General features: G+C 65.8%; 14 protein-coding genes and 1 pseudogene. 5 read left to right on the top strand and 10 right to left on the bottom strand.

What is annotated here, in order from left to right:
- From QZ281_RS16270 to recG, 6 genes and pseudogenes are all read right to left on the bottom strand, one after another.
- A pseudogene (locus QZ281_RS16270) lies at window positions 1-198 on the bottom strand (hypothetical protein); the annotation flags it as partial.
- A gap of 90 nt (window positions 199-288) precedes the next feature.
- Window positions 289-891 carry a biliverdin-producing heme oxygenase gene (locus QZ281_RS16265; RefSeq protein WP_292230166.1) on the bottom strand — a complete coding sequence of 201 codons (603 nt, stop codon included), beginning with the start codon at window positions 889-891 and terminating at the stop codon, window positions 289-291.
- 9 nt (window positions 892-900) lie between these two features.
- Window positions 901-4,479: a TonB-dependent receptor gene (locus QZ281_RS16260; protein ID WP_292230164.1), complete on the bottom strand. Its 3,579-nt coding sequence runs from the start codon at window positions 4,477-4,479 to the stop codon at window positions 901-903.
- A gap of 131 nt (window positions 4,480-4,610) precedes the next feature.
- A complete protein-coding gene (locus tag QZ281_RS16255; protein ID WP_292230162.1) occupies window positions 4,611-5,573 on the bottom strand; it encodes a FecR domain-containing protein in 963 nt (320 codons plus the stop codon).
- A 108-nt stretch (window positions 5,574-5,681) separates the two neighbouring features.
- Complete coding sequence (locus tag QZ281_RS16250) at window positions 5,682-6,200, bottom strand: sigma-70 family RNA polymerase sigma factor (RefSeq protein ID WP_292230160.1); 519 nt, start codon at window positions 6,198-6,200, stop codon at window positions 5,682-5,684.
- Between the two features lie 134 nt (window positions 6,201-6,334).
- Window positions 6,335-8,386: an ATP-dependent DNA helicase RecG gene (gene recG / locus QZ281_RS16245; RefSeq protein WP_292230172.1), complete on the bottom strand. Its 2,052-nt coding sequence runs from the start codon at window positions 8,384-8,386 to the stop codon at window positions 6,335-6,337.
- A gap of 143 nt (window positions 8,387-8,529) precedes the next feature.
- Here recG and QZ281_RS16240 point away from each other — a divergent pair, with 143 nt between their 5' ends.
- Window positions 8,530-8,823 (top strand): succinate dehydrogenase assembly factor 2, encoded by a 294-nt coding sequence (locus QZ281_RS16240; protein WP_292230158.1) that lies wholly within the window; start codon window positions 8,530-8,532, stop codon window positions 8,821-8,823.
- Window positions 8,823-12,269, top strand: coding sequence for a transcription-repair coupling factor (gene mfd, locus QZ281_RS16235; RefSeq protein ID WP_292230156.1), 3,447 nt, complete (start codon window positions 8,823-8,825; stop codon window positions 12,267-12,269). The genes QZ281_RS16240 and mfd overlap by 1 nt, the downstream gene beginning before the upstream one ends.
- An 18-nt stretch (window positions 12,270-12,287) precedes the next feature.
- Here mfd and QZ281_RS16230 read toward each other — a convergent pair whose 3' ends face one another.
- Entirely contained in the window at window positions 12,288-13,595 is a 1,308-nt protein-coding gene (locus QZ281_RS16230) for a diguanylate cyclase (protein WP_292230154.1), read from the bottom strand.
- A 200-nt stretch (window positions 13,596-13,795) separates the two neighbouring features.
- On the opposite strand from QZ281_RS16230, the gene QZ281_RS16225 reads away from it, so the two are divergent.
- Entirely contained in the window at window positions 13,796-14,749 is a 954-nt protein-coding gene (locus QZ281_RS16225) for a YihY/virulence factor BrkB family protein (protein WP_292230152.1), read from the top strand.
- Here QZ281_RS16225 and QZ281_RS16220 read toward each other — a convergent pair.
- Entirely contained in the window at window positions 14,703-14,957 is a 255-nt protein-coding gene (locus QZ281_RS16220; RefSeq protein ID WP_292230150.1) for a sulfurtransferase TusA family protein, read from the bottom strand. The genes QZ281_RS16225 and QZ281_RS16220 overlap by 47 nt on opposite strands.
- Window positions 14,954-15,442: a CinA family protein gene (locus tag QZ281_RS16215; RefSeq protein ID WP_292230170.1), complete on the bottom strand. Its 489-nt coding sequence runs from the start codon at window positions 15,440-15,442 to the stop codon at window positions 14,954-14,956. Before QZ281_RS16215 ends, QZ281_RS16220 begins: the two co-directional genes overlap by 4 nt.
- Before the next feature lie 40 nt (window positions 15,443-15,482).
- Between QZ281_RS16215 and QZ281_RS16210 the strand changes: the two genes are divergently transcribed.
- Window positions 15,483-17,774 carry a fused MFS/spermidine synthase gene (locus tag QZ281_RS16210; RefSeq protein ID WP_292230148.1) on the top strand — a complete coding sequence of 764 codons (2,292 nt, stop codon included), beginning with the start codon at window positions 15,483-15,485 and terminating at the stop codon, window positions 17,772-17,774.
- Here the strand turns inward: QZ281_RS16210 and QZ281_RS16205 are convergent.
- Window positions 17,771-18,919: a bifunctional 2-C-methyl-D-erythritol 4-phosphate cytidylyltransferase/2-C-methyl-D-erythritol 2,4-cyclodiphosphate synthase gene (locus tag QZ281_RS16205; RefSeq protein ID WP_292230146.1), complete on the bottom strand. Its 1,149-nt coding sequence runs from the start codon at window positions 18,917-18,919 to the stop codon at window positions 17,771-17,773. The two genes, QZ281_RS16210 and QZ281_RS16205, sit on opposite strands and share 4 nt — an antisense overlap.
- A 109-nt stretch (window positions 18,920-19,028) precedes the next feature.
- Between QZ281_RS16205 and dusB the strand changes: the two genes are divergently transcribed.
- Window positions 19,029-20,084 carry a tRNA dihydrouridine synthase DusB gene (dusB, locus tag QZ281_RS16200; RefSeq protein ID WP_292230144.1) on the top strand — a complete coding sequence of 352 codons (1,056 nt, stop codon included), beginning with the start codon at window positions 19,029-19,031 and terminating at the stop codon, window positions 20,082-20,084.
- The last annotated feature ends 7 nt before the right edge of the window (window positions 20,085-20,091 follow it).

The raw sequence follows: 20,091 nt of genomic DNA, 5'->3' as shown, positions 1-20,091 counted from the left end.
CGTCGCGACCGAGGCCAGAGAGAGGCCCAGAATGACCGCCTTCACCACCCCGTCCGCCGCCATGAACATGCCCCACGGCGTCAGGTCATGGGCAGGCAGGGCGACGGCGACATCCATGGCGGCATCCTGAGCAAGCACTGGCGCGGCGGACAGCAGGGAGGCCGCCGTCAGGACGGCGAGACGGGAAAGGCGGGGCATGGCTGGACCTGTGACGAAGACCCCGCTGGAGCGGGGGCTGTACTAAGGGGAAAGGCGGCTTTGGCGTTCAGCGTCGCGCGGGCGCAGCGATCAGCGGAACGCTTCCTGGACCAGCGCATGGACGCGGCCGAAGGCGGCGTTGGCGCCTGCAACCATGGCCATCTCCTGATCCGCATCCAGTTCGATAGCGTCGAGGGCCGAGGTGAACCGGCGCCAGTGGGCGGCGCGGCCGTCGGGGTGTCCGGCCAGATGCCGCGCGCCGAAGTCCTCCGACAGGCCCAGCTTCAGCGCCATCTTGAACAGGAAGGCGGCGCCAAGGTTGGAGCCTTCGGCGACATACAGCCAGCCCAGCGCCGTCGCCAGATCGGCCGGTTCACTGGTGGTGAAGCGCGGCGTCTGGGTCGCGACGGGGACGGTCTGGCGCAGGTCGGCGATGTCCTGTTCGATCTGGGTCAGACGGCGGCGCTCGCCCAGATCGGGCAGAAGCGCGATCAGGCGCGGATCATTGTACAGGGCGTCGATGTCGCGGTGGAACGGTTGCTGCACCTTGAGGAACAGGCCGTAGCGGTCGCGGTCACCGAACGGGTTTCCGACCATGATCGCCTTGTCCAGACGGTCGTGGGTGCCGTGGGTCTGGGCTTTCAGGTCCTTGGCGCGCGAACGGTCCTGCGCAGGCATGGGAGCGTCGGTCATGGTCATGTCTCAGAAGCGATAGGTCAGGCCGACGCGCAGGGTGTGCAGGTCGGCGTCGTTGCGGGCGCGGCGGCCCGAAACCATGTCGTAGGTGCCGGTGACCGGCGTATCCTGATAGATCGGTATCTCCATCGGGATGCACAGCGGCTCGTCTTCACCGATGTCGAAGCAGAACTCACCATTGGGGTCGTAGCCGATCAGGATGCGGTCGACGTAGCTGCGGCCCACGCCCGCGCGGGCCTGATCGAAGTTGAAGTCCTGCTTGCCGAAGTGGGTGTAGAAATACTCGGCGCGCACGGTCCAGTGGTTGTCCAGCGCCACTTCGGCGCCGCCGCCTAATGTCCAGCCCTTGCGGATTCTGGACGTCTTCTCCGAGAAGGCGATGCCGCTGCTGGAGCCGTAGGGGAACTGGGAGCTGAGGTTCTCGGGCCTGTTTTTGTCGACATACTGCAGACGAGTCTGGCTTTCCCTGGCCCACGCGGGGCCGCCTGCGCCGTAGATCATGGCGCGGCCGAAGGTGTAGCCGACGCGGGCGCGCAGGGCGGCGTTCCAGTCGAAGCTGTAGAGGGTGCGCGCCTGCATGCGGATGTCGTCGGGGAACAGCGGCGAGCCGTCGGGTTCGCGCAGGATGCGAAGCTCGCTGGAGACGGAATCCTGGTTCGCCTTGGCGCTGCCCCACGAGCCTTCGCCCTGGATGCCGACGACCCAGCGGCCCGCGACCTGCCAGTCGTATCCTGCTATCAGGCCCAGACGGGCGTCGCGGGCGGTGACATCGGCGGATTCGCTGGCGGGGATCGGCCCGGTGGAACCGTCGAGGAAGCTGGTCTGGCCCCGGCTCTTCAGCCATTCGTACCCGGCCAGCAGGCCGACGCGCAGGCCTGACCAGTCGCCGTCGAAGTTGCCGAAGACCACGCCCTGATCCAGCACGCTCTCGACCGCGCGGGTGCGCTGGGCCAGCGAGTCCGCCTGACGGGGACCTCCGAACCGGCTGGTCAGGTTCAGGCGGAAGGCGCGCCCCGGCGAGGGCATCAGCCCCATGGTCAGCGCGTCCATGTAATAACGGTCGGAGACGTTATCGACGGCGAAGTCCAGGCTGATGCTGTCGCTGATCCGATAGGCGCCCCACAGGTCGACCAGATCGTAGGGCGTCCAGTCCAGCACCGCCATCGAGCCGCCGTATGTGACGACCGAGGTGTCGCGCCCGCCGACGTGGCGGTAACGCGCGCCCAGCGTCAGGTCTTCGTCCAGCAGGCGCGCGCCCAGCGTGACGGCCAGCGAACGCTTCGGCGGGATATGCGCCGGGATGTAGCTGTTGATCGTATTGCCTTCGCGGCAGACCTTGTCCGTGTCGCAGAACTGGGTGTGCGTATAGAGGGTGCCGCCCGCCTCGGCGAAGAAACGGCCCACGTCATAACGGGCGTTCAGTTCGACGCCCTGGAACTCGGCCCGGCCGATGTTGATGACCGAGGTCAGGCCGTCGCTTTCGCCGCGCGTCAGATAGTCGTCCACATGGTTGGAGAAGACGGCGAACTTGGTCTGCAGCACGTCGCCGCCCAGGAAGGCGGAGTCCTTCTGATAGTTGACGCCCAGTTCGGTGTTCCTGGCGCGCTCTGGCCGCACGGGATTGCGCGGGTCGGGGTAGAAGGAGAAGCCGGTGGTGGATTCAAACAGGCTGGGCGCGCGGATGGCCTCGGCGTAGCGGACGTAGAACTGAAGCCCCGCCGTCGGCTCGACCAGCAGCGACAGGATCGGTGACACGCCCGAGCTCTTGGCGCGGTTGTAGCCCTTCACCCGGTTCGAGCTGGAGCCCGCCGTGACATCGACCAGATTATAGTCGCGCGACTGGGTGTCGGTGTAGCGCAGGGCCGCGTTCAGGATCAGCCATTCGTTAGGCTTCAACTCGCCCGCGACAAAGGCGCTGTATTCGTCGCGCTCGCCGTCGCGGGGCTCCAGAAAGGCCGGATAGTTGGAGTTGTCCTTGTAGTCCTTCCATCCCTTGGGCGGCGAAATCCGCTCGTGGGTGTAGGAGGCGCCGTAGTTGACGGCCAGCGGCCCGACCGGGGTGTCGAAGCCGGAGGTGTTGGACAGGTTCAGGCCCCAGCGGTCCGACTGGCTCATATAGGCCACGTCCTGAATCGACAGCGATCCGTCCCACATCACATAGCGGTAAAGGGTCTCGATGCTGGTGTAGTTTGCGGTGGACCAGGCATCGGCCTTCAGGTCGATCAGACGGCTGCCAGCGGGCTTGTAGCGATAGCGGCCGGTCCAGGTGTCGACCTCGGTGCGGCTCAGCGGCGACTGCAGCGGCCCGCCGTAGCGGATGATCTGCGACGGCATGGTTTCGCCGAAGTCGCTCTCATAGCGCATGTACGACAGGTCCAGCGCCTGTTCGTCGGTCGGGCGGATCACCGCGCGAAGCAGGTAGGAGGTGTTCTTCTGCGAGCTGGACAGCACCTCTTCGCCATGGTCGTAGCGCTGCACCCCGTAGGCGTTGGGGATCAGGCCGCTTTCGCCCGAGAAGTAGTTGCCGACCTCGCGGTGCGTATAGGCGGCGACCAGATCGAACCGGTCGAAACGGCGGCCCAGCGCGATGCTCAGGCTCTGGCCGTCGTTGAAGTCCAGCGCGCCGGGACGGTTGAAGCGTTCAGCCGTGCCCTTGCCCGCGCCCAGGGTTCCGGCGGCGGGCGGTGCGACGGTGTTGCCGGTCAGGCCGATGCGGACCTGGGCGCCGAACACGCCGTCGCGCGCGACCAGATCATTGACGCCGATGGTCTCGACCCGGACCACGCCGCCGGTTGCGCCGACCCCATCCGCCGAGGCGCTGGGGCCTTTTTCTATGGTGACCGAACCGACCAGGTCGGGGTCCAGATAGGTGCGCCCCGCAACGCCGGAATAGCCGCGATAGACGGTCGACTGCTGCAACGACCCGTCGATCACGACCGGCACCCGGTCCATGCCCTGCATGCCCCGGATGTTCACATCCAGAGCGCCCGAGTTGCGGTTGTCGCTGTTGATGACGCCCGGCGTGCCGCTGAGGAAGTCGCCGGTCGAAACGCCCCGGTTCCGCTGGATGGCCTCCTGCGAGATGTAGGCGCTGGAGCTTGCGGTGCGATAGGGGGCGTCGGCGGGGGCGGGGCCGCTGCCGGCCGACAGGCCCGCCAGTCCCGGTTCGCTGGCTGCGCCCTGAACCCGAACGGCGCCCAGCATGATGGCTCCGTCCGCCGCGTCGGGCGCACGCTCCAGCGTGACCACATTGCCGTCCAGCCGATAGGTGAAGCCGGTGCCGTTCAGCAGACGTCCCAGCGCCTGCATCGGCGCGGCGTGGCCGCTGATGCCCGGGGACTGCACACCGCGGATGGCGGCGGCGTCGACGCTGACCTGAAGGCCCGACTGGCGGCCGAAGGCGGTCAGGGCGGCGCCCAGAGGCTGGGCCGGGATGGAGAAGTCGCGGGCGGTGACCGTGGCGCTGGACTGGGCCGCTGCGGGGAAGGCCGTCGTCAGGCCCGCCAGAGCCGTCGTCGCCATCAACAGGCCGCCAAGGGCCACCGCCCGCCGTTCACGCCGCTTCGCCGCCAGAGAAATCAACACGCCTTACGCTCCATTGTCGGTGGCCCGACATTATTGCAAATGCAACGCAACTGCATTGCTCGTTGCATCAGGAGACGAACCGAGGCGGCGGTGTTTCGGAAGTTTTTTCGTCCCGCGGGCCAAGCGACGGTTTAGTCGAAGGAAATTATCATCACCCAGGGCGATATGCGCTGCACCGTCGCCCCATTGGCCCGCGATACGGCGATCAGGGCGCCGACCGGGTCGCCCAGATCGTACACCCCCGTCACCCGCGCCGTCTCCAGCCGCGCGCCCCGGGTCAGGATGACGCCGCCGTACCACGGCCGCAGGGCGTCCACGACTGCGCTGACCGGCTGAGCCTCGACGATCAGCCGCTTCTGGGTCCAGGCGGCGACATTGTCAGGATCGGTCCCCAGCAGCTGCAGGGCGCCGGTCTTGTCGGCGCGGGCCATTTCGCCCGCCGTCAGGATGCGCGAACCGCCCTTGGGCGCGGTGGTCTCGACCTTCACCCGGCCATGGCGAACTCCGACCAGAGCCTCGGCCGAGCGGACCTCGAACCCGGTGCCCAGCACGGTGGTCTCGATGCGTCTGGAGGTCACGCTGAAGGGGCGGTCGGGATTGCGTGCCACCTCGAAATAGGCGTCGCCCTTCAACAGGTCGATGTGGCGCTGGTCGGCCTGATAGCGCACGGTGACGGCGCTGCGCGGCGCCAGCGTCAGGCTGCTGCCGTCCTCCAGCCGCACGGTGCGAAGCTCTTGCGCACCGGTCGCATAGTCGGACCGCAGCCGCAGCACTGCATCGGGCGCCGCCACCACGGCGAACAGGGCCGCAGCGCAGGCGGCGAGGGCGGCGGCTAGACGTCTGCCGCGTCGGGTGGGTGCAGTCTGGCGAGCGCGGCCCTGAATGGGGCGTCGTGCGGATGGAACGGCGGCAGCAGCGGCGATGGTGTGCGTGGTTTGCGCGAGCTCGCTCCAGGCGGCGGCGTTCTCGGGCGTGGCGCAGACCCAGGCCTCGAAGCTTTCGAAGACGGCCTCGTCCTCGGTCTCGCGCAGGCGGATCAGCCAGTCGGTCGCCTGACGGTCGGCAATGTCGCGCAATGAGGCGTTCAGGCTCATGGGACCATTCCTGGGGCCGAGGCGGCCTGCGCGGCCGGGGCGGCGGCGCTTCTGAATGAATAGACGCATGGGCGTCGTGGTTTTTCGGAAACCCTCTGCATGTTTGCGTCAGCCCCTGCGGCGCAGAGCGTCGCGGCAGCGTTCGACCCCTTCTGCGACCAGTTCATGCGCGACCGTCACCGATACGCCCAGACGTTCGGCGATGTCCTTCAGCCGCGCGCCCTCGATCCGGTGCATTTGCACGGCGACCTGCATCCGCTGGGGCAGGGCCTGCATCGCCGTCAGGGTCTTGCGCAGGGCCTCGCGCGATGCAGCGGCAGCTTCGGGTGTCGGTTCGTCAGTCTGTGCGGCCTGTTCGGCGGCGTTCTGGTCGGTGAAATGCAGTCGCTCGAAGCGCGCTCGCCGCATCCGGTCCAGCGCCAGATTGCGAACGGTCCGATACAGAAAGGCCTCTGGTCGGTCGGCGGCGGCGAAGGCGTCGGACCCATGCAGTCGCACCCAGGCGTCCTGAACCACATCCTCGGAGGCGGCGCGGTCACGGGTGATGGCGCAGGCGTATTCGACCAGACCGGCGCGACGCAGGTGAAAAAGGTCTTTCAGAGAGTTCGAGGCTGGCAAGTCGGCCATCCCCCAAACTGCCGGTTATAATACCCGTTCCACATGCGACCGATTTGCATTTACTGCAAGGCTATTGCGCTCTGTAGGAAACCCCTCTCCTAGAGTGGGCATTATAAATTCGAGTATGAAGAACCTAAAAGATATCAGTCCGACCCGGACTTATGCCCCTTCCAGTCGAACAGTTCTTCCAGCACCTGCACGGCCTGACCGCGCTCTGAGGTCAGGCCGGGATCGCGATTCATGATCAGGCGGGCGTCGTCAGCGGCGGCCAGCATCAGGGTGCGATGTTTGATTGGATCGGCGAAACGGTAGGCGGGGAAACCGCTCTGTTTCAGGCCCAGAGGATCGCCGCCGCCGCGCAGGCGGAAATCCTCTTCGGCGATGACGAAGCCGTCCTCGGTGCGGCGCAGGGTCTCCAGACGCTCCTTGGCGGTTTCGCCTAACGCGCCGTCCTGACCGCCATACAGCAGGATGCAGGAACTGGCCTTGGCGCCGCGTCCGACGCGGCCTCGCAACTGGTGCAGTTGGGCCAGGCCGAAACGGTCGGCGTGTTCGATGACCATGATCGAGGCGTTGGGCACATCGACGCCGACCTCGACAACTGTGGTGGCGACCAGAACGGGGATACGGCCGTCTGCGAAGTCGGCCATGACGGCTTCACGCTCGGCGCCCGGCATCTGGCCGTGGGCCAGTCCGACCTCGACGTTCAGCAGGCGTCGCAGATCATCGGCACGGTCCACGGCGGCGGCGAGGTCGATGGCTTCGGATTCTTCGACCAGAGGGCAGATCCAGTAGGCCTGAGCGCCGCTTTCGACGGCGGTCTTCAGGCGCGCGGCGACCTCGCCGATGCGCGCCAGCGGCAGGACGGCCGTGGTCACCGGCGTGCGGCCGGGCGGTTTCTCGGTCAGGCGGCTGACCTCCAGTTCTCCATACTGGGTCAGTTCCAGTGTGCGGGGAATGGGGGTCGCCGACATGGTCAGCAGGTGAACGGCGCCGATGCGCGGGTCGCCCTTGGCCTGAAGTCGCTGGCGTTCGTTGACCCCGAAACGGTGCTGCTCGTCGATGACGGCCAAGGCCAGCCGGTCGAACCGCACGGCGTCCTGGAACAGGGCGTGGGTGCCGATGGCGACCTGAGCTTGCCCTGAGACAAGGGCGGCCAGTTTCTCACGCCGCTGGGCGCTGGTGTCGCGTCCGGTCAACAGAACGGCGGTGACGCCTGCCGCCTGCAACAGCGGACCCAGCTTTTCATAATGCTGGCGGGCCAGGATTTCGGTCGGCGCCATCAGGGCGGACTGCAAGCCGCTGGAGGCCGCATCCGCCAGTGCAAGGGCGGCGACGGCGGTCTTGCCCGAGCCGACATCGCCTTGCAAAAGGCGACCCATCTGCTGACCGGACGCCAGGTCGCGGCGGATTTCGGCGACCGCCTGAGCCTGAGCATTGGTCAGTTGGAAGGGCAGGGCCTGAAGCAGGTGTTCGGATGCTGCACCGGGTGTGATGACGGGGGCGAGCTTGATCTCACGCGCGCGGCGACGACGGGCCAAGGCCAACTGGTGCGCCAAAAACTCGTCATAGGCCAATCGCTGGCGCACAGGGGCGTCGGCTGTCAGATCGAGTTCGCCAGTGGGGACGTGCAGGGCGTCCAGCGCCGCGCGCCAGCCCAGCCAGTTCTGCTTCTTCAGCCATGCGGCGTCCTGCCACTCTGGCAACTCGGGCGCGGCGGGCAGGGCGGTCTGAACCAGTTTTCGTAACTGGCGTGAGGTCAGGCCTTGGGTGGCGGGATAGACGGGTTCCGATGACGGGATGTCCGCCGCCTTGTCCACCGTCACGATGTCAGGGTGGACGATCTGGACCTCGCCATTGAAGCGTTCGACCTTGCCGGACACCAGCCGCGTCTCGCCGCGCGGCAACAGGCGGTCGACATGCTGGGGCGAGCCGCCGAACCAGACCTTCAGCGGTGCGCCGGGACGGCTGGGCACGAACATCCGGTCGATGGTCACCTCGAAGATGCCGACCTCGCCATCGACGGCGGTGGCGGCCTCCATCGGGCGGCGCACGATGACGCCGGACGGGCTGAGGAAGACCAGATCGCGCACCAGCGGCCCGGCCACCTTCTGCACCAGCGGCAGGACGCGCGGCCCCACACCCTTCAGGGTGGAGACCTCGGCGAACAGGGGAAAGAGAATCTGCGGACGCATCGCCGTGAACATAGCGTGACCATCACGGGTGGCGAAGTGGCTCCGGGGACGCTATTTGACCCAACCTGTTTGAAAGTCTGGACCGGGCAAGGATTCTTGTGGCCGAAATCGACGCGCGTCCCCAAAGCGAAAGTGGCGACGAAATGACCCCTGAACGTAAGCAGCGGCTGGGCCGCATCCAGTTCCGCTCATGGCGGCGGGGCTTCCGCGAGGCCGACATGGTGCTGGGCCCGTTCTCGGATCAGGTGGCGCCGACCCTGAGCGATGCTGAGCTGGATGAATATGAGCGGCTGATCAACGAAGAGGATCAGTGGCTCTACGGCTGGATCATTGAACGTGATCCCACGCCGCCCGAGTTTGAGACGCCGGTGATGGCCAAGGTGCGAGCCTTCATGCGCGCGCATGTGGCCGCAGAGGTCAGCAAGGGGATCGGCTGATGGATGCGCAGGTGCATCGGACCGACGCCGAACTGGGCGGCGCGCCGGAAGGTCTGGACGCCCTGATCGTCGCAGAACGGGTCAAGGCGTCAGGCGGCGTCGGTCTGTTCGTGACGCGGGACTACCAGCGATCGGCTTCCTTCGTTCAGGCGTTTCAGTTTTTCACTCAAGATATTGAAGTGCTGGAATATCCGGCGTGGGACTGTCTGCCCTATGACCGGCTGAGCCCCACAGCCGGGATTGCCGCACAACGTATGGCGACCCTGACGCGGTTGGCGCAGCGCAAGCCCGGGGACGGCTCTGTTCTGGTGGTGACGACGGTGTCGGCGGCCATGCAGCGCACGCCGCCGAAGTCGGTGACGACGCTGGCGGGCTTTGACGCCAAGGTCGGGCATGATCTCGATATTCAGGCGCTGGAGCGGTATTTCGCCGCCAACGGCTATGTGCGCGCATCGACTGTTTCCGAGCGCGGCGAGTTCGCTGTGCGCGGCGGTGTGGTGGATGTCTTCCCGCCCGGATTCGCCGAGCCGGTGCGTCTGGACATGTTCGGTTCCGAACTGGAATCGATCCGCACCTTTGATCCCGAGACGCAGCGTTCGACGGGGCAGATGAAGGCGGTCGCTCTGGCGCCTGTGTCCGAGGCCCTGCTGGACAAGGAAGCCATCTCGCGATTCCGCACCGGATACCTGAACCTGTTCGGGGCGCCGGGGGACGATCCCCTCTACGCCACGATCAGCGAGGGTGCGCGACGTCAGGGCATGGAGCAGTGGCTGCCGCTGTTCTACGACGGGCTGGACACCCTGTTCGACTATCTGCCGGATCAGGCGCAGGTGTTTCTGGACAATCAGGTCGAGACGGCGCGCAGTGAGCGCTGGGATCTGGTCGCTGACGCCTATGAGGCGCGCGCCGAGGCCGCAAAGACCAAGGGGAACGCCAGCGCCAATCGCGCCCTGCCGCCCAAGCGGCTTTATCTGGACGCGGGCGACTGGAACCAGGCGCTGGCCGGACGCGCGGTGCGGCGGTTCACGCCGTTCTCTACGGGCGGAGAGGATGCCGGCGGACGGCTGGGGCGGACATTCGCGGCCGAACGCGCGCAGGACAGCGTCAATCTGTTCGAGGCCGTCGCCGCCCATGCCCAGACGTTGAAAAGCCAGGGCAAGCGGGTGCTGTTCGCGTCGTGGACCGAGGGTTCGTCGGACCGTCTGGCCACCATGCTGGCGGACCACGGACTGGATCACATCATCGCCGTGCGCGACTGGAGTGATGTCCAGAATGCGCCGAAGGACATCTATCTACGCGGCGTTCTGCCGGTAGAGCATGGGTTCGTCACCGACGATGTGGCGGTGATCTGTGAGACGGATATTCTGGGCGACCGTTTGGCGCGACCACGCAAGAAGCGCCGTGCCTCGAACTTCCTGGCTGAAGCTTCAGCCCTGACGACCGGCGATCTGGTCGTGCACCTGGATCACGGCATCGGGCGGTATGAGGGGCTGAAGACGCTGGATATCCAGCAGGCGCCGCATGACTGTCTGGAACTGTTGTACGCTGGTGAGAGCAAGCTCTATCTTCCGGTTGAAAACATTGACCTTCTGACCCGATATGGCTCGGATTCTGATGGTGCGCAACTGGACCGTCTGGGCGGCGCTGGATGGCAGGCGCGCAAGGCCAAGGCCAAGGAACGTCTGCGGGCGATGGCCGAGGGGCTTATCGCGCTGGCGGCCAAACGTGCGCTGCGGGAAACCGAGGCGGTGGTTCCGCCGTCCGGTCTGTTCGCCGAATTCTGCGCCCGCTTCCCCTACGAGGAAACGGACGACCAGTTGAACGCCATCGGCGATGTGCTGGAAGATCTGGGCAAGGGCACGCCGATGGATCGCCTGATCTGCGGCGACGTCGGCTTCGGCAAGACTGAGGTGGCCCTGCGGGCGGCGTTTGTGGTGGCCATGACGGGGCAACAGGTGGCCATCGTGGCGCCCACGACCCTGCTGGCGCGCCAGCACTTCAAGACTTTCACCGAACGTTTCGCCGGCTGGCCGGTGAAGGTGCGGCAGTTGTCGCGGATGGTGGGCTCTAAAGAGGCGTCGGAAACGCGCCAGGGCCTGAAGGACGGCTCAATCGAGATCGTCGTCGGCACCCATGCGGTTCTGTCGGAACAGGTTGGGTTCCGCGATCTGGGTCTGGTGATCGTGGACGAGGAGCAGCATTTCGGCGTCAAGCATAAGGAGAAGCTGAAGACTCTGCGGGCCGATGTTCACCTGCTGACCCTGACCGCAACGCCGATCCCGCGGACGCTGCAGATGGCCCTGTCCGGCATTCGCGAAATGTCGATCATCGCCACGCCGCCGGTCGACCGTCTGGCGGTGCGGACCTATGTGACGCCGTGGGACCCGGTGCTGGTGCGGGAGGCCCTGCTGCGCGAGAAATATCGCGGCGGTCAGGCCTATTACGTCGCGCCGCGCCTGAAGGACCTGCCGGACATCGAGAAGTTCCTGCGTGAGCAGGTGCCCGAGGTGAAGTTCGTCGTTGGCCACGGCCAGATGAGCGCGACCCAGTTGGAGGAGGTGATGAGCGCCTTCTACGACGGCGAATACGACGTGCTGGTCTCGACGACCATCGTCGAAAGCGGGCTGGATATTCCGACGGCCAATACGCTGGTGGTGCACCGCGCCGACATGTTCGGCCTGGCGCAGCTTTATCAGATCCGCGGACGGGTCGGACGGTCAAAGGCGCGGGCCTTCGCCTATCTGACCACCGATGCCATCAAGCCGATGACCCTGTCGGCCGAGCGGCGTCTGCAGGTGCTGCAGTCGTTGGATAATCTGGGCGCCGGTTTCCAACTGGCCAGCCACGATCTGGACCAGCGCGGGGGCGGCAACCTGCTGGGCGACGAACAATCGGGTCATATCCGCGAAGTCGGCGTCGAACTTTATCAACAGATGCTGGAGGATGCGGTCGCCGAACTGCGCGAAAACGGCGAGCCGGGTTCTGTAGATCGCGGCTGGTCGCCGTCGATCAATGTGGGCGCTTCTGTTCTGATTCCAGAGAACTACGTCCCAGACCTGAATGTGCGTCTCAGCCTTTACCGACGCCTGTCCGACGCCGAACAGGCGGAAGACCGTGAAGCCCTGGCGGCTGAACTGATCGACCGGTTCGGGCCCTTGCCGGATGAGGCGCAGCAACTGCTGAAAATCGTCGGGATCAAGGCCAACTGCCGCAAGGCCTGTATCGAGAAGATCGACATCGGTCCGCGCGGTGCGGTGCTGACCCTGCGTGACAACAGCTTCCCCAATCCGGTGGGACTGGTGGGGTTGATCCAGAAGAACCAAGCGTTCTGGAAGATCAGGCCGGATCAGAAGATCGTAGTGTCGGGCGACTGGCCGACAGCGGAAGACCGTCTGAAGGTGGCGGAACGGATCACGGCCGATCTGGCGCGGGTGGCGGGAGCTTAAGCTACCGCTACAGCGGCGCTAGCGCGTCTGTTCGAACAGATCGGCGGACGCGCGCTCCAGCAGGGCGCCGGGGGCCTCGCCCTCGCGCATCTCTGCAACGCCGACATCGAACTCGGCGACGAATGGCGAGCGGTCGGCGCCTGCGTCAAAGGCGGTGCAGCCGATGACGGCGGCGATGCGTTCAGCGGCCAGCCGCGCCTGTGCGGCGTGTGTGGCGGGCAGGGCCAGGGCGAAGACTTCCTTGGCCAGACGCGCGGGCGTGTCCTCGATGCGGACCAGGCGCGAAACCATGGCCCCGATCTGAGGCATGGCCCGGTCCAGCCAGCCGCCCTGGCGCGCCCAGGTGACGGCATCGTTCTCACGAACACGCAGGACGCAGACGGACAGAGGGCGACGGCGCGCGCGGGCGCCGTCGGTGATGCGTCCCAGATGCGCGGCGAAGAGTTCAGGCGTGAACAGACCCGTCGTCGGGTCCATCAGGTCCAGACTGCGCACCGAGTCCAGCGCACGACGGATCGCCAGATGTCTGCGGTGAGCCGAGGCCAGCGCCAGAAGGCGTTCGGCCGTTTCATCTTCAGGCGTGTCGGCGGCCGCAACATCGGCGAACCCGCGATTGAACAGCTCAGACAGGCCGATCTCGGTCTGGCCGCGCAGATAGAGCATCAGCGGGATGTGATAGAGGCGGGTGTTCCGCTTCATGCCCGAGGCGATGGACAGGGCAGGGGCGTGATCTTCGGCGCCCCACAGCACGGCGGCGTCAAACGGGCTTTCGTGCAGATAGTCGAACGCGGTGTAGGGCGTCGGCGCGGCGATCACCTCGACGCCTTGGGCGGTCAGAAGGTTTGACAGGGCCAGGAAACGCCGGTCAGCCGATCCGGCCGCCAGCACACGTAGCGGCGCTTCATCTTCCGGGCGGGCGTTCAGGTCGACGCCACGCAGAGAGAAGGTCGTGGTGCGGAGCTGGTATTCCTCTTCAGCGATGGAGGCGCGGACCAACTGCTCCAACCGCAGGGCGGCTTGCGCCGGGTGCGGCGGCGCAGACATGACCAGATCGGCGCCTTCGACGGAATCAGGGCGAGCGCCGACGACCAGCACGGGCAAGCGGCGAGGCTCTGCAGCCTCGCGCAGACGCAAAGCCACGTCAGGCGCAAAGGACGCCATGTCGATGATGGCCGCTTCGAGAGGGAAATCCTGAAGCGTCGCGGCGGCGGAAGCCAGATCGCGGGCGGTCACAGTGCGCCAGCCCAGCGCATCCAGGCCCTCAGCCAGCGGCCCGATCCGACCGTCATCGGCCGCCAGGATCAATACACGCGCGTCGAAAGCCAAGCAGATCGTCTCCAGGGGACGCCCCCGTCCCAACGCGCCCATACCGCCTGGACCGCGCGCGGACCATAGGGATGCTAAGCTTAAGGAAGTTATGTCGTGGACGAACGTCCCAATACGGGAACATTCACGCGGTTGCGACTTCCTTGCGCGCGGGAATCCGTTAGGTTCCGCCGCTTGGCGTAACGGTTGTGGGGACCGGCTTGAGTGACAATCTGACCCGATCGGTGCTGAAGGCGCCCAGATTCTGGGGCGGCCTTGCGGTCCGAGCCTTCACGCGCAGCTGGGGCCGCGACGTGATGCTCTATACGGGCGGAGTGTCGTTCTTTGCGCTGCTGGCCGTGTTTCCGGCTATCGCCATCCTGATCGGCTTCTACAAGCTGGGTCTGTCGATCTCAGAGGTCAGCGCCCAGGCGACGGCCTTGTCCGACCTGCTGCCCAGCGCTGCGCAGAACATCTTTCAGAGCGAAATCACGCGGTTGAGCAACGCCTCTGCGCGGACGGTGTCGGCTCAAAGCGCCTTCGCCCTGATTGTCGGCGCCTATGCGGCGCATCGGGGGTTCAAGGCCCTGTTGGCCGGGTTGAACCTGATCCACGATGAGACGGAGCCGCACGGCTTCTTCAAGTTCAATCTGCTGGCCTTCTTTGTCGCTGTCTTCGCCTTTGCATTGTTCACTGTCGTGTCGGGCGCCGTGGTGACGGTTCGGATCATGGCCCATGCCGCCAACGCCTCGGGCGCTGTTGTGGAGCATGGACGGTTCATGCCGTTTGATACGGCTCTGCCTGCTGTCGGCCTCGTGATCGGCCTGACCATGCTTTATCGTTATGCAATGAGCCACTCGACGCCGGTGAAGTGGGTTCCGGCCATTACGGGCGGCGTGGTCGCAACCTGCATGTCGGTCGTGTCTTCGTGGCTGTGCGCCATCTATGTCGAGCAGATTGCGCCGCTGGGCGCGACCTATGGCTCGGTCGGGGCCGTGGTGGTGCTGCTGATCTGGTTGTCGTGGAACGTGAACGCCATCTTCTATGGCGGCGCCTTCGCCACCGAGATGGAGATCGCTGACAAGGCCCGAGCCCGGGACGTGCCGGAGGAGGCCCCGGCCGAGGTCGTCAATCTTTCCGAGCGTCGGGCCTCGCGGGTCCGCTCTCGACGGTGAGGTGCAGGACGCCGTCGATTTCCTCGATTTCGATCAGGCGACCGTTCTGCTGTGACATCATGAACGGCACGTCGATGCGCGCCATCGGGTCCGTGGCCAGCAGGAGGAAACGCGCACCCGGCGCGGCGTTGGTCATGGCCTTCTGCAGTTTCAGGCTGGGCGTCGGGCAGCGGTGACCGCGCGCGTCGACAATGATGGGTTGGCTCACCCCAGTTGATCCGCCAGCATCGACAAGGCGGTGCGGACGCTGGCCAGTCGAATGGCGTCACGGTCGATGTCTCCGAACCGTTTTTCGACGTGGATCAGGCCCTTTGGTCCCTGAGACGCGAAATGCACCAGGCCGACGGGCTTTTCTGCTGAGCCGCCGCCTGGTCCTGCGATGCCGGTGACCGAGACGCTTATCTGTGCGCGAGAGTTGGCGACTGCGCCTTCGGCCATGGCCCGTGCGGTTTCTTCAGAGACCGCGCCGTGGGCCATCAACGTGGTTTGACGGACGCCCAGCATCTGGGCCTTGGCTTCATTGCTGTAGGTGACAAAGCCCCGATCCAGCGCAGACGATGAGCCGGGAATGGCGGTCAGGGCGGCGGACACGAGCCCACCCGTACAGCTCTCGGCTGTCGCCAGCATCAACTCTCGGGCGGCGGACGCCGCGACAATCTGTTGCGCCAGTTGCTGAATATCATCGGGAAACATCTGCTTTTCATAATCGCCGAACCGGGTTCTAACCAGAGGCATGACCGATTTCGTGGATGCGCCAACCCCAGTTTCGGACGTAAAGCGGGATCGGTCGACGCCGATCCTTTTCGCTGTCGCCATCTTCACCTCGGCCTGTCTGGTCTTCGTCGTGCAGCCGATGGTGACCAAGCTGGTGCTGCCGACACTGGGTGGTTCGCCATCGGTGTGGAATGCCTCGATGGTCTTCTTCCAGACGGCGCTGCTGGCGGGCTATGGCTATGCTCACCTGCTTCAGAGGATCGGGTCGATCCGAACGCAGGTCATGGTGCATGTGGGCTTGCTGCTGCTGGCGGCCCTGTTCCTGCCGCTGAAGATCAACGGCCTGTTGGGTGATCCTGATCCGGCGGCGCCGGTGGCGTGGCTGCTGGGGACGCTGGCCCTGTCGATCGGCGCGCCGTTCGCCATTCTGTCCGCGACGGCGCCGCTGCTGCAGGCCTGGTACGCGCGGGTTCGGGCGGGCTATGCCGATGGCAAGAACCCCTATGTCCTCTACGCCGCCTCGAACCTGGGCAGTTTCCTGGCGTTGTTGGCCTATCCGGTCCTGATCGAGCCGTTGGCCAGTCTGTCAGGGCAGCGCTGGGGGTGGAGCGGCGGTTACGGCCTGTTCCTGCTGATGGTCGTCGGACTGGCTCTGGTGGTCTGGCGGCGACGTGCGGATACAAGCCCTGAGCCTGAGAAGTTGGCGGCCAGCGCGCCGATCCTGTGGCGCGAAAAGGGAATGCTGGTCCTGCTGGCGGCGGCGCCATCCAGCCTGATGCTGGGCGTGACCGCGCACCTGTCGACGGACGTGGCCTCGGCGCCCTTCCTGTGGGTGATCCCGCTGGCGCTCTATCTGCTGACCTTTGTCATCGCCTTTCAGGCGCGGCCCATCATCCCACCGCATATAGGCTTGGCCTTCCACGGCGCGGCGGCGGCCCTTTGCGCGGCCATGATCGCGTTCCGAACGGGCGAGTGGGCACTGGTCTTTTTCGTCAATCTGACGGCCTTCTTCTTCACCGCCCTGATGTGTCACCAGCGTCTGGCGGCGCGACGCCCGGCGCCAGATCGGCTGACAGAGTTCTATCTGCTGCTGTCGTTCGGCGGTGTGGTCGGGGGTGTTTTCAACGCCCTGATCGCGCCCGTCATCTTCAACATGGTCTGGGAATATCCCATCGTCTTGGTCGCAGCGGTGCTGTTGCGTCCGTGGGGGCGTGACGCCTTCAAGCCGTGGCAGATCATCTGCTTCCTCGGCGCGCTGGCCATCGCATTGGCGCCTCCGGTCTTGCTGGAGATCATGCGCTATAATCCGGATTTCCGGGCCATGGTGCCGCCAGGTGAGACGCCCCGGATCGCGCAGGGCATTCTGGGCATCGCCGCCGTCATCGCGTTTCTTGTGCGGGATAGGGCGCTGCTGTTCGCCATTGTGCTGGCGACGATGGTCTGGTCGGGGCTGCATATTGCACGCGGCTATGACTGGGACCTGACGGAGCGCAGCTTCTTCGGGGTGATGCGTGTGGCGACGACGCAGGATCAGGCTCTGGGCGGGCGCATTCATGTCCTGATGCACGGCACGACCCTGCATGGCGCCCAGTCGATGGAGGCTTCGCATCGCTGCGCCCCGACGTTGTACTATGCCAAGACAACGCCTTTGGGGCAGTCGGCCCTCAAGACGCAGGAGCGCCACCCGGACGGCGCCGTCATCGGCGTGGTGGGGCAGGGCTCAGGCGCGATGGCTGCCTATAAACGCGCCGAGGACCGCCTGACATTCTTCGAAATCGATCCGATGGTGGATCGACTGTCGCGCGACCCCAAGTGGTTCAGCTTCATCAATGGCTGCGCCGAGGGGCCGATCCGCACGGTGTTGGGCGATGCGCGCCTGACGATGGAGCGTGAACCGGCGGGAACCTATGACCTGCTGATCATCGACGCCTTCACCTCTGACGCCGTGCCGACCCACCTGCTGACGGTCGAGGCGATCCAGGGCTATCTGCGCCTGCTGAAGCCGGATGGCGTCGTGGTGCTGCACCTGTCGAACCGCAATCTGGAGATCACCCTGCCAGCAGAGGCGGCGGCTCAGGCGCTGAATGTCCCGAACCTGCACCAGATCTACTTCGAACGTCAGGACGGACCGGGCATGTCAGAGGCCTCGACTGAGGCTATGATCATCGGCAAGTCCGAGGCCGCGCTGACGCCCTATCGCGAGGATGGACGCTGGCGAAAGCTGGAGCGGACTGACGTTCGTCCGTGGACGGATGACTACGTCAATCTGTTTGGTTCGCTGCTTCGTCAGTGGAAGCTGGCGGCGCGTTAAAGCGTCTGTGGCGCGGGCATATCGACCGTGGCGACGGCCTGAGCCGCCATGCCTTCGCCACGTCCGGTGAAGCCCAGGCCCTCGGTCGTGGTGGCCTTCACACTGACGGCGTCGAGGGGCAGCGCTAGAATGGCGGCGATCCGTTCACGCATAGCCTGACGATGCGGCTTCACCTTGGGCTGTTCGCAGATCAGGGTGACGTCGACATTGATGATGCGGCCACCGCGTGCTGCGACCAACTCTGCGGCGTGCTGGAGGAAACGGTCGGATGCCGCGCCCTTCCATTTCGGATCGCTGGGCGGGAAATGATCGCCGATGTCGCCCTCGGCGATTGCGCCCAGAAGCGCATCGGTCAGGGCATGCAGCCCCACATCTGCATCCGAATGGCCAATCAGTGTCTGGTCGTGCGGGACTTCGACACCGCACAGCCAGACCGACCCGCCGGGGCCCCAGCGGTGGACATCATAGCCGGAGCCGATGCGGGTCTGACGGGGCAGCAGGGCCTCGGCCATGGCGAAATCCTCGGGGTAGGTCAGTTTCATCAGGCGTTGGTCGCCTTCGATCAGGGCAACGCGTCCGCCGTTACGTTCGACGACGACGGCTTCGTCTGTGGGGGCGTCAGCGCCTGTCCAGGCGGCGTAGGCGGCTTCAATGGTCTGGCGGCGGAAGGCTTGCGGCGTCTGGGCGCGCCATAGGCCGTCGCGCTCGACCACGCCGGCCATCTGGCCGTTCTCGCCACGACGCAGGCTGTCCGCCACGGGCAGGGCCGGCAGAGCGCCGTCGGCAGTATCCAGTGCGGCCAGCAGACGTTCGATGACGGCTTGGGACAGCAGGGGGCGGGCCGCGTCGTGGATCAGGACGGGCTGATCCGGTTCGCACGTCAGGGCGGAAAGGCCTGCACGGACAGAATCGGCGCGCGCCGCTCCGCCAGCGACGGCGCGCCAGTTCGACAATCCGGCCAAGGCGTCTGCGGTGCGCGCATCCTCACCCGGCGCGACCACGATCACGACCTCATCGGCGCCTGCGTTCAGCAGGGCCTCGACCGACCAGCGCAGGACGGGCTTGCCCGCCAGTGCGCGCCATTGCTTGTCGCCGCCCGCGCGCGAGCCAGAACCAGCCGCGACGATAATGCCTGAAAACCTCATGGCGGCCTTACTAATGCGCGATGCTGAAAAGGTCAGCGCTTTTCGGTGAAACCATGAAACCGCGCTGTCAGGCTTGACGAACCCTGTCCCAATGCGGCGAAAGGCGGAAATGGCGAAGACCTTACAGATCGGCGATGTGACCGTGCCCGGCCAGGTGCTGATGGCGCCCATGACCGGCATCACCGACCTGCCGTTCCGTGTGTTGGCCTCGAAGTTGGGCGCCGCCTATGTCGCGACCGAGATGGTGGCGGCCAAGGAACTGGCGCGCGCAAGGCCCGATGTCGTGCGTCGCGCGGCGGTGGGGGCAGGTTTGCCGCTGACCGTGATCCAGTTGGTGGGGCGCGACCCGGACCAGATGGGCGAGGGCGCGCGAATGGCGGAAAAGGCGGGCGCCGACATCGTCGACCTGAACTTCGGCTGTCCGGCCAAGGAGGTCACAGGATCGGCGGCTGGGTCGGCCCTGATGCGGACCCCGGATCTGGCCTGTCAGATCATGGCGGCGGCGGTCGCTGCGACCAGCCGTCCGGTGACGGTCAAGATGCGTCTCGGTTGGGACGACGACAGCAAGAACGCCGCCGAACTGGCCAGACGCGCCGAGGACATCGGCGTCAAGGCGGTGACGGTTCACGGACGCACCCGCAAACAGTTCTATACCGGACAGGCGGATTGGGATGCCGTAGGCGCAGTGAAGGCGGCGGTCGGAATTCCTGTCATCGTCAACGGCGACATCATTACAGCGGAAGAAGCACGCGAGGCGCTGGACAGGTCAGGGGCGGATGGCCTGATGCTGGGGCGTGGCGTCTATGGGCGACCGTGGCTGGCGGCGCACCTGGAACGGGCGTTGATCGATGGCGTCGCCTTGGCTGAACCCGATGCGGAGGCGAGGCTGGCGATTGTGATCGAACACCTGCGGGCGTCGGTCGCCTTCTACGGGATGCCGCTGGGCCTGCGCATGTTCCGCAAGCACCTGGGTTGGTATATTGAACAGGCGCCTTGGCCGGCTGATCCGCAACACCGACGTGAGGCAAAGGCAAGAATTTGCCGTCTGGACGAGCCGGAGGCTATCGAGCGGGATTTAACTGAGCTGTGGCGGCGGAATTTACCGCAATTCGTCAAGTCAGATGTTGAATATGAGACACAGCTGAGAGTAACTGCTGTGGCATGACGGATAC

Source organism: Brevundimonas sp., from assembly GCF_018608325.1.
Classification (GTDB): Bacteria; Pseudomonadota; Alphaproteobacteria; order Caulobacterales; family Caulobacteraceae; genus Brevundimonas.
The sequence above is the reverse complement of the archived record's forward strand: the minus strand, read 5'-3'. Positions and strand labels throughout refer to the sequence as shown.

Coding starts and splice junctions, on each gene's coding strand:
- QZ281_RS16265 (WP_292230166.1), bottom strand. CDS start 891: ATGACCGACGCTCCCATGCCTGCGCAGGACCGTTCGCGCGCCAAGGAC.
- QZ281_RS16255 (WP_292230162.1), bottom strand. CDS start 5,573: ATGAGCCTGAACGCCTCATTGCGCGACATTGCCGACCGTCAGGCGACC.
- QZ281_RS16250 (WP_292230160.1), bottom strand. CDS start 6,200: ATGGCCGACTTGCCAGCCTCGAACTCTCTGAAAGACCTTTTTCACCTG.
- recG (WP_292230172.1), bottom strand. CDS start 8,386: ATGCGTCCGCAGATTCTCTTTCCCCTGTTCGCCGAGGTCTCCACCCTG.
- QZ281_RS16240 (WP_292230158.1), top strand. CDS start 8,530: ATGACCCCTGAACGTAAGCAGCGGCTGGGCCGCATCCAGTTCCGCTCA.
- mfd (WP_292230156.1), top strand. CDS start 8,823: ATGGATGCGCAGGTGCATCGGACCGACGCCGAACTGGGCGGCGCGCCG.
- QZ281_RS16215 (WP_292230170.1), bottom strand. CDS start 15,442: ATGTTTCCCGATGATATTCAGCAACTGGCGCAACAGATTGTCGCGGCG.
- QZ281_RS16210 (WP_292230148.1), top strand. CDS start 15,483: ATGACCGATTTCGTGGATGCGCCAACCCCAGTTTCGGACGTAAAGCGG.
- QZ281_RS16205 (WP_292230146.1), bottom strand. CDS start 18,919: ATGAGGTTTTCAGGCATTATCGTCGCGGCTGGTTCTGGCTCGCGCGCG.
- dusB (WP_292230144.1), top strand. CDS start 19,029: ATGGCGAAGACCTTACAGATCGGCGATGTGACCGTGCCCGGCCAGGTG.